Annotated in this window: 12 protein-coding genes and 1 pseudogene; 7 read left to right on the plus strand and 6 right to left on the minus strand. The window is 72.4% G+C overall.

Annotated elements, in window-relative coordinates:
- Positions 1-72: 72 nt before the first annotated feature.
- The 4 genes from yczE to SAM23877_RS06810 all read left to right on the plus strand — a co-directional run bounded on the left by yczE (position 73) and on the right by SAM23877_RS06810 (position 3,582).
- Positions 73-735: a membrane protein YczE gene (gene yczE, locus SAM23877_RS06795; RefSeq protein ID WP_053127907.1), complete on the plus strand. Its 663-nt coding sequence runs from the start codon at positions 73-75 to the stop codon at positions 733-735.
- Entirely contained in the window at positions 732-1,508 is a 777-nt protein-coding gene (locus tag SAM23877_RS06800; RefSeq protein ID WP_053127909.1) for a glycerophosphodiester phosphodiesterase family protein, read from the plus strand. The genes yczE and SAM23877_RS06800 overlap by 4 nt, the downstream gene beginning before the upstream one ends.
- 74 nt (positions 1,509-1,582) lie before the next feature.
- Positions 1,583-2,929, plus strand: coding sequence for an MFS transporter (locus tag SAM23877_RS06805; RefSeq protein ID WP_053127912.1), 1,347 nt, complete (start codon positions 1,583-1,585; stop codon positions 2,927-2,929).
- Between the two features lie 278 nt (positions 2,930-3,207).
- Entirely contained in the window at positions 3,208-3,582 is a 375-nt protein-coding gene (locus SAM23877_RS06810) for an RNA polymerase-binding protein RbpA (protein ID WP_003977404.1), read from the plus strand.
- Between the two features lie 120 nt (positions 3,583-3,702).
- Here the strand turns inward: SAM23877_RS06810 and fxsA are convergent, their stop codons facing one another.
- The 4 genes and pseudogenes from fxsA to SAM23877_RS06830 all read right to left on the minus strand — a co-directional run bounded on the left by fxsA (position 3,703) and on the right by SAM23877_RS06830 (position 8,146).
- Complete coding sequence (fxsA, locus tag SAM23877_RS06815; RefSeq protein ID WP_053127915.1) at positions 3,703-4,275, minus strand: FxsA family membrane protein; 573 nt, start codon at positions 4,273-4,275, stop codon at positions 3,703-3,705.
- A 366-nt stretch (positions 4,276-4,641) separates the two neighbouring features.
- Positions 4,642-5,439: pseudogene (locus SAM23877_RS06820) on the minus strand (polyprenol monophosphomannose synthase); the annotation flags it as partial.
- Between the two features lie 526 nt (positions 5,440-5,965).
- Positions 5,966-7,570 (minus strand): amidohydrolase, encoded by a 1,605-nt coding sequence (locus tag SAM23877_RS06825; protein WP_053127917.1) that lies wholly within the window; start codon positions 7,568-7,570, stop codon positions 5,966-5,968.
- Between the two features lie 135 nt (positions 7,571-7,705).
- The gene (locus SAM23877_RS06830) at positions 7,706-8,146 is read right to left on the minus strand and encodes an Lrp/AsnC family transcriptional regulator (protein WP_053127919.1); all 441 of its coding nucleotides are present in this window, start codon (positions 8,144-8,146) and stop codon (positions 7,706-7,708) included.
- 268 nt (positions 8,147-8,414) lie between these two features.
- Here SAM23877_RS06830 and SAM23877_RS06835 point away from each other — a divergent pair, with 268 nt between their 5' ends.
- Both SAM23877_RS06835 and SAM23877_RS06840 read left to right on the plus strand, forming a co-directional pair.
- Positions 8,415-8,852, plus strand: coding sequence for a hypothetical protein (locus SAM23877_RS06835; protein ID WP_053127921.1), 438 nt, complete (start codon positions 8,415-8,417; stop codon positions 8,850-8,852).
- Positions 8,853-9,227: 375 nt separating this feature from the next.
- A complete protein-coding gene (locus SAM23877_RS06840) occupies positions 9,228-9,449 on the plus strand; it encodes a hypothetical protein (RefSeq protein ID WP_235614525.1) in 222 nt (73 codons plus the stop codon).
- On the opposite strand, the gene SAM23877_RS06845 is transcribed toward SAM23877_RS06840, so the two are convergent.
- Positions 9,412-10,584, minus strand: a complete 1,173-nt coding sequence (locus SAM23877_RS06845; protein ID WP_053127925.1) for an acyl-CoA dehydrogenase family protein — start codon at positions 10,582-10,584, stop codon at positions 9,412-9,414. The two genes, SAM23877_RS06840 and SAM23877_RS06845, sit on opposite strands and share 38 nt — an antisense overlap.
- A gap of 356 nt (positions 10,585-10,940) precedes the next feature.
- On the opposite strand from SAM23877_RS06845, the gene SAM23877_RS06850 reads away from it, so the two are divergent.
- Positions 10,941-12,212, plus strand: coding sequence for a glycoside hydrolase family 18 protein (locus SAM23877_RS06850; protein ID WP_053127927.1), 1,272 nt, complete (start codon positions 10,941-10,943; stop codon positions 12,210-12,212).
- Positions 12,213-12,275: 63 nt separating this feature from the next.
- Here SAM23877_RS06850 and SAM23877_RS06855 read toward each other — a convergent pair whose 3' ends face one another.
- A complete protein-coding gene (locus tag SAM23877_RS06855; RefSeq protein WP_053127929.1) occupies positions 12,276-12,935 on the minus strand; it encodes a TetR/AcrR family transcriptional regulator in 660 nt (219 codons plus the stop codon).
- Positions 12,936-13,017 lie beyond the last annotated feature (82 nt).

The raw sequence follows: 13,017 nt of genomic DNA on the forward strand, positions 1-13,017 counted from the left end.
CCTGGTTGGCTCTCCTTCTCAAGCCACAGGGTGTCATGGAGCAGGCCACCACGACCACACAGGGGGCACGTCTTGTCCAGGCGATCCGGGCCGCGGCACCTCACGCGGCGACTGACACAGCTCTACGGCGGTCTCGTCCTGTACGGCGCGAGTTCGGCGCTGCTGGTCGCGTCCGGGCTCGGTCTGGAGCCGTGGAACGTGCTGCACCAAGGTCTCGCCGAGCGCACGGGCCTGTCGATGGGCCTGGTGCTGACCGTCGTCGGCGCGGCGGTGCTGCTGCTGTGGATCCCGCTGCGTCAGCGGCCGGGCCTCGGCACGGTCTCCAACGTGCTGGTGATCGGCGCCGCCATGGACGCGACGCTGGCCGTCGTGCCCGACGCCCACGGCTGGACGGCGCGGATCGCCATGATGGTGGCGGGGATCGTCCTGAACGGCGCGGCGACCGGCCTGTACATCGCCGCGCGGTTCGGTCCGGGCCCGCGGGACGGCCTGATGACCGGGCTGAACCGGCGCACGGGCCTCTCGGTGCGGCTGGTGCGGACCGCCGTCGAGATCACCGTCGTGGCGACGGGCTTCGCCCTCGGCGGCACGGTCGGTGTCGGCACCCTGCTGTACGCCGTGACGATCGGCCCACTCGCCCAGGCGTTCCTGCGCCTGTTCGCCGTCCCGCCGGCGTCCGGCGGCAGCACGGTGGTTGCCGCCGCTCCACCCCGCCGCGCGATACTGCGTCGGTGACCACCCCGATACGCCACCCCCGCCACCCCTATCTGGACCATCCCGGTCCGATCGCCTTCGCCCACCGCGGCGGAGCGGCGGACGGCCTGGAGAACACCCTCCGGCAGTTCCGGCGCGCGGTCGAGGCGGGCTACCGGTACATCGAGACCGACGTCCACGCCACCCGGGACGGGAAGCTCGTCGCCTTCCACGACGCGACCCTGGACCGGATGACGGACGGGGCGGGGCGGATCGCCGACCTCACGTGGGAGAGGGTGCGCCGCGCGCGGGTGGCGGGCGAGGAGCCGGTGCCGCTCTTCGAGGAGCTGCTGGAGACCTTCCCCGCGGTGCGCTGGAACATCGACGTCAAGGCGGAGTCGGCGCTGCTGCCGTTGCTGGACCTGATCGAGCGGACGGCCAGCTGGGACCGGATCTGCGTCGGCTCCTTCTCCGAGGCGCGCGTGGTCCGCGCCCAGCGCCTGGCCGGCCCGCGCCTGGCCACCTCGTACGGCACCAGGGGCGTCCTCAACCTGCGACTGCGTTCGTGGGGCGTCCCGGCCGCGCTGCGCCGTTCGGCGGTGGCCGCGCAGGTGCCCGAGACCCAGTCGGGCATCCAGGTGGTCGACCACCGCTTCGTGCGCGCCGCCCACGCGCGCGGCCTCCAGGTGCACGTGTGGACGGTGAACGATCCGGGTCGGATGCACCGGCTCCTGGACCTGGGAGTGGATGGCATCATGACCGATCACATCGACACACTGCGCAAGGTCATGGAGGACCGCGGCGTCTGGGTCTGAGACGGTCCGGGACCGTCCGGGACCCGCGGCCGGGTCCCGCGACGTCGCGTGTTCACGGGGAAGCGAGGGCACGGGTGGGTACCGACACCCTGCGGACGGACGCGGCCGACGACGCCGACGGCCGACGGCGCGAGCAGCGCGGCTGGTACGTCTACGACTGGGCGTGCTCGGTCTACTCGACGAGCGTGCTCACCGTGTTCCTGGGCCCCTATCTGACGTCGGTCGCCGAGTCGGCGGCGGGCGCGGACGGCCATGTCCACCCGTTGGGCATACCCGTGCGCGCCGGCTCCTTCTTCGCGTACTCGGTCTCGCTGTCGGTGATCGTCGCGGTGCTGGTGATGCCCCTGGTGGGCGCCGCGGCCGACCGCTCCGGCCGCAAGAAGCCGCTGCTGGCCGCCGCCGCGTACACCGGCGCGGGGGCGACGACCGCCATGTTCTTCCTCGACGGCGACCGCTACCTGCTGGGCGGACTGCTCCTGATCGTCGCCAATGCCGCGCAGTCCGTGGCGATGATGCTCTACAACGCGTACCTGCCCCAGATCGCCGGCCCCGAGGAACGCGACGCGGTCTCCTCCCGCGGCTGGGCCTTCGGCTACGCGGCCGGGGCGCTGGTCCTGATCGCGAACCTGATCCTCTACACCGCCCACGACTCCTTCGGGCTGAGCGAGAGCGCGGCGGTCCGCGTCTGCCTGGCGTCGGCCGGACTGTGGTGGGGCGCCTTCGCGCTGATCCCGCTGCGGCGGCTGCGGGACCGCCGCGTCCCCGCGCGCGAGGCGGCACTGCCGGGCTTCCGCCGGCTCGCGGCGACCGTCCGCGACATGCGCCGCCGTCCGCTGACCCTGGCCTTCCTGCTGGCGTACCTCGTCTACAACGACGGCATCCAGACGGTGATCTCCCAGGCCTCGGTCTACGGCTCCGAGGAACTGGGCCTCGGGCAGTCCACCCTCATCGTGGCCGTGCTGCTGGTACAGCTGCTGGCGGTGGCGGGCGCGCTGGCGCTCGGCCGGCTGGCCCGCTCGTACGGGGCGAAGCGCACGATCCTCGGGTCGCTGGTCGCCTGGACGGTGACCCTCGCGGCTGGGTACTTCCTGCCGGCCGGGGAACCGGTGTGGTTCTTCGTGCTGGCCGCCGGGATCGGGCTCGTCCTCGGCGGCAGCCAGGCGCTGTCCCGCTCCCTCTTCTCCCACCTCGTGCCGCCCGGCAAGGAGGCCGAGTACTTCTCGGCGTACGAGTTGAGCGACCGCGGGATGAGCTGGCTGGGGCCCCTGCTGTTCGGCCTCACCTACCAGCTCACCGGGAGCTACCGGGACGCGATCATCTCCCTGGTGGCGTTCTTCGTCATCGGTTTCGTGCTGCTCGCGCGGGTCCCGGTGCGGCGGGCCATCGACGACGCGGGCAACCCCGTACCGGCGAGGATTTAGCACTCGGCGCGAAAGCGCTGTAGTGTACGCGTTTGGCCTGCCAGGCGTACCGTTACTGCGCGTCAATGGTGCCGAAACGCTATGTCACAACTGCTAGCAGAGGTGACAAACCGGGCGTCGGCGGGTACTGCACTGGTTGCAAGGCTGCGACTGCGACGGCGACGCAGACGCCCGGAACGGGAGTCGGGACGGGAATCTTTACCGCCGCCCGGACGTTGACCGGATGACGACGACAGCGACACCTGTCCTGTGGGCGACAAGCCCGGGAGGCACGATTCATGAGTGAGCGAGCTCTTCGCGGCACGCGCCTCGTGGTGACCAGCTACGAGACGGACCGCGGCATCGACCTGGCCCCGCGCCAGGCCGTGGAGTACGCATGCGAGAAGGGGCATCGATTCGAGATGCCCTTCTCGGTGGAGGCGGAGATCCCGCCGGAGTGGGAGTGCAAGGTCTGCGGGGCCCAGGCACTCCTCGTGGACGGCGACGGCCCTGAGGAAAAGAAGGCCAAGCCCGCGCGTACGCACTGGGACATGCTGATGGAGCGCCGCACCCGCGAGGAACTCGAAGAGGTCCTCGAGGAGCGGCTGGCCGTTCTGCGCTCCGGCGCGATGAACATCGCGGTGCATCCGCGGGACAGCCGCAAGAGTGCGTAGCGGGAAACCGTAAGCAACGAACACCGCGGGTGCCGGACGTGAGCTTCACGTCCGGCACCCGCGGTTTTTGCTGCGTGGGAGACGTCCGGACCGCTCGCCGGACGGCGCGCGGCCTTCAGGTCAGTGCGTCAGCGGCGGGCGGGGACCCTGCGGGGCTTCCTGCGGGTCGTCGCGCACGACCTCGCCCTGGACCACCTTGCCGTCCGGCTGGTGCATGCGGGCCTGGCGGAAGGCGTCGCCCAGGGTGCCCGGACGGGCCTCACGGAGCTTGCGCTCCACCGTCCGCTCCGCGTACCGGCTCACCGCCTTCTGGACCGGGGGCAGCAGCATGAGCAGCCCCAGCGCGTCCGAGATCAGGCCGGGGAGGATCAGGAGCAGCCCGCCCAGCATCATCAGGCCGTTGCCCTCGCTGTTCGGCCGGGCCTCGGGCGGCATGCCGGACTGCTGCTGCTGCAGTGTGCGGGTCAGGTTCCGGAAGGCCCGGCGGCCCGCGGCCTTGATGACCACGGAGCCGAGGACGATGCCCGCGACCAGCAGCAGGAAGACCACGAAGCCGCTGGAGGCCCCCGCGACCACGGTCAGCAGCCAGATCTCCAGGACGAGCCAAGCGGCGACACCCAGCGGCAGGAACGTGCGCAGCCGGGAGCGTGGGGGCCGGGCGGGGGACCTGGGGGTCTGAGCGCCAGTCGTCATACCCCCAGTGTGCCTGGCCCCGGCTCAGCGCGGCATAAGGGGGCGTCAGGCGTTGTCGTCGGGTGCCCGGGTCGACTTGTCGCCTGTTCCGGCGGGCTCCTCGGCCGAACCGGCAGCAGGCTCCTCGGCCGCCTCGCTCCGCTTCTCGGCGGGCTCCGGCGCACCCTTCCCCGACGACCCGGACGCCGCCTTCCCCGACGACCCGGACGCCGCCTTCCCGGCCGACTCGGAGGCGAGCCCCCCGGCCGACTCCGGGACGTCCTTCCCGGCCGCCTCCGAAACGTCCTTCCCGGCCGGCTCCGTCGCCGATCCGGCCGGCTCCTTCGCCGCTTCGCCGGACGCCCCGCCGATCGGCTCACCGGCCGCCCTGCCCGGCTGCCGGTCGCGCCCCAGGACCTTGCCGACCCGCTCCCCCACGCCCCACGTGGTGACCCGCCAGAGGGCCTCCACGAGGATGTCGCGGCTCATCTTGGAGTCGCCGTGCTCGCGCTCGACGAAGGTGATGGGCACCTCGACGACGTGGTAACCGGCCTTGATCGCCCGGCGGGCCAGGTCGACCTGGAAGCAGTAGCCCTGCGAGGAGACCTCGTCCAGGCCGAGGCCCTCCAGGGTCTCGCGGCGGAAGGCGCGGTAGCCGCCGGTGATGTCGCGCAGCGGCAGGTCGAGTGCGAGGCGCGAGTACATGCTGCCGCCCCGGGAGATGAACTCGCGGGACTTGGGCCAGTTCACCACCCGCCCGCCGGGCACCCAGCGGGAACCGAGCACCAGGTCGGCGCCCTTGAGGGCGGTGAGCAGGCGGGGCAGTTCCTCGGGCTGGTGGGAGCCGTCGGCGTCCATCTCGATCAGCACGCCGTAGCCGTGCTCCAGGCCCCAGCGGAAACCCGCGAGGTAGGCGGCGCCGAGGCCCTCCTTGCCCCTGCGGTGCAGGACCTGGACGTGGTCGTCCCCGGCGGCCAGTTCGTCGGCGAGCTTGCCCGTGCCGTCGGGGCTGTTGTCGTCGGCCACGAGGACGTGCGCCTCGGGGACCGCCTCGCGCACGCGCGTGACGATCGCCTTGATGTTCTCCGCCTCGTTGTAGGTCGGGATGATCACCAAGGCCGTACCCAGGGGATCGAACCGCCTCCCCCGTCCCGCTGCCGCGGGCGTCCCGTCGCCGTCGTTCACCGCTGCCCCTTCATGTCCGTACGCAGAGCACCACCTTAATGGCCGCGGCCTGCGCCGACGTGACAGGACGTGCGTACGGCGGTGTCGTTTCCCGGGGAGCGGGGTAGGGATGCCCGTTCAGGACCGTTTCCGCTGCGGATGGGGGCCCGGCGCCCTTCGGGCCGACCTGGGACCCGCTGGCTGCGGATCGACCGAAAGCCGTTGTCTACTGAGCGCCCGGGCCCCACCCGGGTCACACCTCCCGACCGGCGGGAACGTTCCCTCGTCGCGGCGCGAGCGCTGAGCCTGGCTCCCAGCGACGGTGCCCCGGTGCGGCACACCGTCCCTGACCCAGCGGTGCCGCGACGCGTGCGCGAAGGATTCCCCGGTCGGACGTCCGGTGGTGGACTCCGCCGAACCTACCGGCCCCCCGCCGTCGCCTGTCAACAGTCGTGCGACCTGCGACTTCCGCGCCAATGCCCAGGTCAGCGGGGAGGCGCCGCAGGTCGTACCCGGGAGAAGATCATCGCCCCGTCGGCCGCCGAGATCACTCGCCCGGCCGTACGAAGACGGTCCGGCCGCCGACGACGGTGCGCAGGCAGACGGGCAGATCCCGGCCCGGGGTGAGGTCGGGCAGGCCCGGGGTGCCGGAACGCGGGTCGGTCGACCAGCGTGCGACCCGGTCGTCGGGAGCCTGGACCACCAGTTCACCGGTACGCCAGACCGCGTAGTCGGCGGGGGCGCCCGGCACCAGGACGCCCGCGTCGTCGCGTCCCACCGCCCGCCAGCCACCGCGCGTGTGCGCAGTGAACGCCGCACGCACGGAGACGCGGTGCTCCGGCGTGCGGTGGAACGCGGCGGCCCGGACGGTGCCCCACGGATCGAGGGGCGTGACCGGGCTGTCGGAGCCGAAGGCGAGCGGGACACCGGCGCGCAGCAGGGCGGCGTAGGGGTTGAGCGTGCGGGCCCGTCCGGCGCCCAGGCGGGCGGCGTAGAGGCCGTCCTCGCCGCCCCACAGGGCGTCGAAGGCGGGCTGGACGGAGGCGGTCAGGCCCAGCTCGGCGAAGGCCGCGACGGTCTCGGGCGTGAGCATCTCGGCGTGCTCGACGCGGTGGCGGGCGGCGCGGACGCGCGCGAGGCCGAGCTTCTCGGCGGCGGCGCGCACGCCCTCCACGACGGCGGTCACGGCGGCGTCGCCGATGGCGTGGAAGCCCGCCTGGAGTCCGGCCTCGGTGCAGGCGACCACGTGGGCGGCGACGGCGGCGGCGTCCAGGTAGGCGATGCCCTGGTGACCGGCGTCGGCGTACGGCTCGTGCAGGCAGGCCGTGTGGGAGCCGAGGGCGCCGTCGACGAAGAGGTCACCGGCGGCACCGACAGCGCCCAGCTCCCTCGCCTTGTCGACATCCTGTTCGGCCCAGTAGCCGATCACCCGGGGTCCGGCCTCTGCGGCCGACAGCCGCAGCAGGCCGGTGAGGTCGTCCTCCGAGGAGATCTCCGGCCCTGCGCATTCGTGAACGGTGCCGATACCGAGCGAGGCGGCGTGCGCGAGGGCCGCACGCTGGGCCTCCGTGCGCTGGGCGGGGGCCACGGCCCCCAGGGCGGCCGCGCGTACGGCGTGGTGGGCGTCGGCCGTGAGCGGACCGTCCGCGCGGTCGCCGGCCCCGGGGATCAGGTCGAGCAGGGCGGTGGTGACGACGGCCGAGTGGACGTCGATACGACTGAGGTAGAGCGGGCGGCCGCCGGTCGCCTCGTCCAGCTCCGCGCGCGTCGGGGGCAGGCCGTCGGGCCAGCGGGAGGCGTCCCAGCCGTGCCCGAGGAGGACGCGGTCGCCCGGGCGGGCCGCCGCGAAGTCCCGTACGAGGGCGAGGGCCGCCTCACGGGTGGGAGCGCCGGAGAGGTCGAGGCCGGTGAGGGCGAAGCCGGTGGCGGTGGTGTGCACATGTGCGTCGGTGAACGCCGGGGTGACCAGGGCGCCGTCCAGGTCGATCACCTCGTCCACGCCGTCCGCGAAGGCGTCGGCGGCGCCCTCGGAGCCGACCCAGGCGACCTGGCCGCGTTCGACGACCATCGCCGTCGCGAAGGGGTCGGCGGGACTGTGGACCTCGCCGCGGCGCAGCAGGACGGTCGTGGACGGGGTGGTGGACTCACTCATGGCACCAGTCTCGCCCCTCGCGCGGACCGGCCGGCACGCAGGTCGGCGCCGTGCGGGGGTGCGCGCACTCCTGACCGCGAACGGCTGCGGGCGTCCGCCGGCGGCCGGGCCGGCGCTCGCGGCCCGCGGCGGCGGTCAGACGCGGGGCGGCCGGGCCTCGTAGGGCGTGGACAGCACCACGGTGGTCCGGGTCGAGACGCCCGCGAGGGAGCGGACGCGGGCGAGCAGTTCCTCCAGCTCGTGCGGGGTGGCCACGCGCACCTTGAGGATGTAGTTCTCGTCGCCCGCGACGCTGTGGCAGGCCTCGATCTCGGGGACCCCGGCCAGGCGCTCCGCGATGTCGTCGGGGGCGCTGGGGTCGAACGGTTTGACGGAGATGAACGCGGTCATCGGCAGCCCGACGGCCTCCGGGTCGACGACCGCGGCGTACCCGCGGATGACGCCACGCTGCTCCAGCCGCCGCACCCGCTGGTGCACGGCCGACGTGGACAGGCCCGTGGCCTTGCCCAGGTCTGTGTAGCTCATCCGCCCGTCCCTGACGAGCAGCTGCACGATCTGTCGGTCCAGCTCCTCCATGGCGCAAGAACCTACAGTGCGCTTGATCTCCTCCGATACCTGAGCGGCCCAGGTCATGCCCTGTTCGTGATGTGACGGCCGGTCGGCCGGCGGACGGGCGGGGCACGAACCCGTCGCAGAGGGCACTTGTAGGGGGTGTGTGACGAAGACCACACCTCCCGGCCGTTCTCCGTGATGTTCTCGTGATTACCCCGTAGGGGGGACGGGAAGTGCTTGCTGTGGTCGAGGCCGCAGTGCCTTCACGGCCCAGCCCGAGGGGGAGAATCCCATGCAGAGTCTTAAGCGCCCTGGACGTACCACGCCCAAGCGGCAGCAGCCGGTCGTCGAGCCCGTTCCGGAGGGCGTCGAACCCGACGCCCTCGACGAGGAGGAGCTCGACACCTACGACACGTTCGAGATGTACCGGGTGATCTGCCCGGACTGTGCGCAGCCCATCGCCCTGCTGGCGGACGAGGAGGTGCTGCCGCAGCACGCGCTGTGCGCCTCACCGTGGAACCCGTTCGGCCTCACGGCGTGTGCGGGCACCGGCCGCAGGGCCACCGACGCCCGCCCGGCGGACGAGTCGTTCCAGCCCCACGAGCAGGACACCGCCCTGCTGTTGACGCTCCCCCAGGGCCTCGACTGGCGGACCCAGCCCTTCTCCCACGTCGGCGGTCCGGGCTCGCGCCCGATGCGCGTGCCGACGATGCGGCGCGAGGCGGCCTGAGCCCACGTGTGCCACCCGGGCGGTCACTGTCCGGGGGCGACCGTCGCTCACCCGCGACGACCCACCTGCTTCGCGATCCGTGGACGGCCGTGAAGCAGGTGGGAGCGCTCCCCGGAGAAGGTCGCGGGGGCCGGAGGACCGTGGGGGACGACGGCGCGTCAGGCACCGTGCGGCGCCGACGACTCGGCGGCGGACACCCGCGAACTCACTCTCGATTCCGCGGGCCGGTGACCTGTCCGCACTCTGCCGCGTTGCCCGTGCATGACCCCCACGTACTCGGCGACCGGGCCTCGGCGCCGCGCGTTCGTCCCGGTGCCCGCGGGACCGGTTCCGCCGGCCCCGCAGCCCCCGGACCCGCCGATCTACCGTGAGCTGATGCGGACCTGGGCCGACCGCGGCCGCACCCTGCCGGGACGGGACGACCCGGAATGGGTGCGCCTGGCGGCGCCCCCGCGCGGGCTGGGGGACTTCTTCACCACCGGCGACCTCCGCGTCGCCGGCGGGTTCAGCGCGACCGGCGACTTCACCGTCACCGGTGACTGGAACGTCACCGGTGGCTTCAGCGTCCCTCGGGACCCGCGAGGTGACGGGCGATGACCATCCGCTGGATCTGATTGGTGCCCTCGACGATCTGCAGCACCTTCGCCTCGCGCATGTAGCGTTCGGCCGGGAAGTCGGCGGTGTAGCCGTACCCGCCGAGGACCTGTACGGCGTCGGTGGTGACCCGCATCGCCGTGTCGGTGCAGTGCAGCTTGGCCATGGCGGCCTGCTTGGCGAAGGGCAGTCCGGCGTCGCGCAACCGTGCCGCGGTCAGGTACAGGGCACGGCCGGCCTCGATCTGGGTGGCCATGTCGGCGAGCATGAAGCGCAGTCCCTGGAAGTCGGCGATCGGCTTGCCGAACTGCCGCCGCTCCACGGCGTAGGACACCGCCTCGTCCAGCGCCGCCTGGGCCACACCGATCGCGCAGGCGGCGATGCCGAGCCGTCCCGAGTCGAGCGCGGACAGGGCGATCGCGAAGCCCTGTCCCTCGTCGCCGAGGCGTCGGGCGTCGGACACCCGCACGCCGTCGAGGTGGATCTGGGCGGTGGGCGAGCCCTTCAGCCCCATCTTCTTCTCCGGCACCGCGGCGCTCAGCCCTTCGGCGTCGGCGGGGACCAGGAAGGCGGTGATGCCCCGTGGCCCCTCCTCGCCCGTGCGCGCCATGACGGTGTAGAAGTCGGCGACGCCGCCGTGCGTGATCCACGCCTTGGTGCCGGTGATCACCCAGTCGTCGCCCGCGCGCACGGCTCTGGTGCGCAGCGAGGCGGCGTCCGAGCCCGAGGCGGGTTCGGAGAGGCAGTAGGCACCGAGCAGGCCCCCGCCGAGCATCGCGGGCAGGTGCTCGATCTGCTGTTCCTTGGTGCCGTAGGCGGCGAGCGCGTAGGAGGCGAGGGTGTGCACGCTGACGCCGAGGCCGACCGTGAGCCGGGCCGCGGCCAGCTCCTCGAGGACCTGGAGATAGACCTCGTAGGGCTGCTCACCGCCGCCGTAGTCGGCGTCGTAGGGCAGGCCGAGCAGGCCGGACTCGGAGAGCAGGGCGAAGACCTGGCGCGGGAAGCGTCCGGCGTCCTCCTCCTCGGCCGCGTTCGGGGCGATCTCACGCTGCGCGATGTCGCGGACGAGCGAGATCAGATCCCGTGCCTCGTCCGTGGGCAGTTGCCGGTCCACCGGCTGCGGGGCGCGGTCGGGCATGGCGACGCTCTCCTCCCTGTCGGGCGCAACGGCGGACGTGCGCCTTGGGTGGAGGCGGTTCCGCCGGGTCGTTCGGGCCAGGCCGATGCTCGCACTCCCGGGTCGCGGAAGCGGCTGACCAGCGGCTGTGCGCTGTGAGTATGCCCGATCGGAGGCATGGAGTCACCAGTTAACGACCGCTTACTTCAAGAAATGCTCCGACCGGTTCCCGAGCCCCGGACCCGGCACTCCGGCCCGAAAATGGTCCGAACCATTGACCACACTGGTCTAGTCCTCCTACGGTGACGGACCGAACGCATTACCGCGTTCATGCCAATCGGCGAGCGTTCCCTCTTCCCCCCACGAGGAGACACCCGATGCACGTCCCGCACCTCCCCCACGCCCGGCCCCGCTCGCGCGGGCGGACCCCCGCCCGGGCACTCCTCGCCGCCCTGTGCTCCGCCGCCCTCGGCGCGGGGCTGCTGGCCGGCGCGGGCACGGCCACCGCCGCGGCCACCCCCACGGCGCCCGCTCCCCAGGCCGCCGCCGGCTCCAAGGTCGTCGGCTACTTCACCGAATGGGGCACCTACGACCGGAAGTACCACGTCAAGAACATCGAGACGTCCGGCTCCGGCGCCGAACTGACCCACATCAACTACGCGTTCGGCAACGTCACCGGCGGCAAGTGCGCCATGGGCGACGCCTACGCGGCGACCGACCGGGCGTACACGGCGGCCGACTCCGTCGACGGGGTCGCCGACACCTGGGACCAGCCGCTGCGGGGCAACTTCAACCAGCTGCTCAAGCTGAAGAAGAAGCACCCCGGCCTCAAGGTCCTCTGGTCCTTCGGCGGTTGGACCTGGTCCGGTGGCTTCGCGGAGGCCGCGAAGAACCCCGCCGCCTTCGCCCGGTCCTGCTACGACCTGGTCGAGAACTCCAAGTGGGCCGAGGTCTTCGACGGCATCGACATCGACTGGGAGTACCCCAACTCCTGCGGGCTGAGCTGCGACACCAGCGGCCGGGACGCGTTGCCGAAGCTGATGAGCGCCCTGCGCGCCGAGTTCGGCTCCGACAACCTGGTCACCGCCGCGATCACGGCCGACGCCACGCCCGGAGGCAAGATCGACGCGGCCGACTACGCGGGAGCGGCCCAGTACGTCGACTGGTACAACCCAATGACGTACGACTTCTTCGGCGCCTGGGACGCCGCCGGGCCGACCGCTCCGCACTCGCCGCTGACCTCGTACTCCGGTATCCCGAAGGCCGACTACCACTCCTCGGCGACCATCGCGAAGCTCAAGGGCCTGGGCATCCCGCCCTCGAAGCTGCTGCTGGGCATCGGCTTCTACGGCCGCGGCTGGACCGGCGTCACCCAGGCCGCACCGGGCGGCACCGCGACCGGCCCCGCGAAGGGGACGTACGAGAACGGCATCGAGGACTACAAGGTACTGAAGGCCACCTGCCCGGCGACCGGCACCGTGGCCGGCACGGCGTACGCCAAGTGCGGCAACGACTGGTGGAGTTACGACACGCCGCAGACCATCGCGACCAAGATGGCGTACAAGGACCAGCAAGGGCTGGGCGGCACCTTCTTCTGGGAGCTGAGCGGTGACACCGCGAACGGCGAGCTGATCAAGGCGATCGACTGACCTGACCCACGGGGGGCGGAGGGGCGGAGGCCGGCTCGGGTCTGCGCCCCTCCGCTGCGCGCGTCAGGCGTCCCGGCGGGCGGGGGCCGGGGCCGGGCAGGCGGGATCCAGCTCCTCGATGGCGCGAAGGGTGCCGCCGAGCGACTTGACCAGCAGGTCGCGCATGGTCTCGCGGGACAGCCCGGGGCGGCCGATCCAGTCCAGGGTGGCACCCTCGACGCCGCACACCCAGGAGAGCAGGCCCATGCGGGCCACCGGTCCGACGTCGGAGCGGCCGTACGCCCCTTCGGCGATGGTGACGACGATCGCCTCGCGCACCCCGTCCCGGACCGCGTGCACCTCGGCGTCGAAGCCGACGCCGCCGCTGACGATGGTGCGGTAGGCGGCCTGGTGGTGCTCGGCGTAGCGCAGGTAGCCGTCGATGGTGCGGTGGACGCGGTCCACCTGCGGCAGTTCGGTACCGCCCGCCGCGGTGGTGACCAGGTCGGCGACGGAGTCCTGGATGATCGCCAGGTAGTAGCCCCGCTTGGACTGGAAGTAGTAGTAGATCAGCCCTTTGGCGACATGTGCCTGGCGGGCGATGTCGTCCATCGAGAGCGCGTCGTAGGACGTGTCGGCGAACAACTTGCGCCCGATGGCGATGAGTTCGGCCCGACGTGCCAGCGAGCGCTCGGTGCCGCGCGCCCTTGGACGGGCGTCGGCACGTTGTTGACTGATGTTCAATTTCGACCCTGGTTTCCTGCGGGCGGCGGGACTTCCGCAGTATGGCAGGTCGAATCGTGGGACAGGTCACACCCGGATCACG

The sequence above is a fragment of the Streptomyces ambofaciens ATCC 23877 genome (genome assembly GCF_001267885.1).
Lineage (GTDB): Bacteria > Actinomycetota > Actinomycetes > Streptomycetales > Streptomycetaceae > Streptomyces > Streptomyces ambofaciens.

Coding starts and splice junctions, on each gene's coding strand:
- SAM23877_RS06810 (WP_003977404.1), top strand. CDS start 3,208: ATGAGTGAGCGAGCTCTTCGCGGCACGCGCCTCGTGGTGACCAGCTAC.
- fxsA (WP_053127915.1), bottom strand. CDS start 4,275: ATGACGACTGGCGCTCAGACCCCCAGGTCCCCCGCCCGGCCCCCACGC.
- SAM23877_RS06825 (WP_053127917.1), bottom strand. CDS start 7,570: ATGAGTGAGTCCACCACCCCGTCCACGACCGTCCTGCTGCGCCGCGGC.
- SAM23877_RS06830 (WP_053127919.1), bottom strand. CDS start 8,146: ATGGAGGAGCTGGACCGACAGATCGTGCAGCTGCTCGTCAGGGACGGG.
- SAM23877_RS06835 (WP_053127921.1), top strand. CDS start 8,415: ATGCAGAGTCTTAAGCGCCCTGGACGTACCACGCCCAAGCGGCAGCAG.
- SAM23877_RS06840 (WP_235614525.1), top strand. CDS start 9,228: ATGCGGACCTGGGCCGACCGCGGCCGCACCCTGCCGGGACGGGACGAC.
- SAM23877_RS06845 (WP_053127925.1), bottom strand. CDS start 10,584: ATGCCCGACCGCGCCCCGCAGCCGGTGGACCGGCAACTGCCCACGGAC.
- SAM23877_RS06850 (WP_053127927.1), top strand. CDS start 10,941: ATGCACGTCCCGCACCTCCCCCACGCCCGGCCCCGCTCGCGCGGGCGG.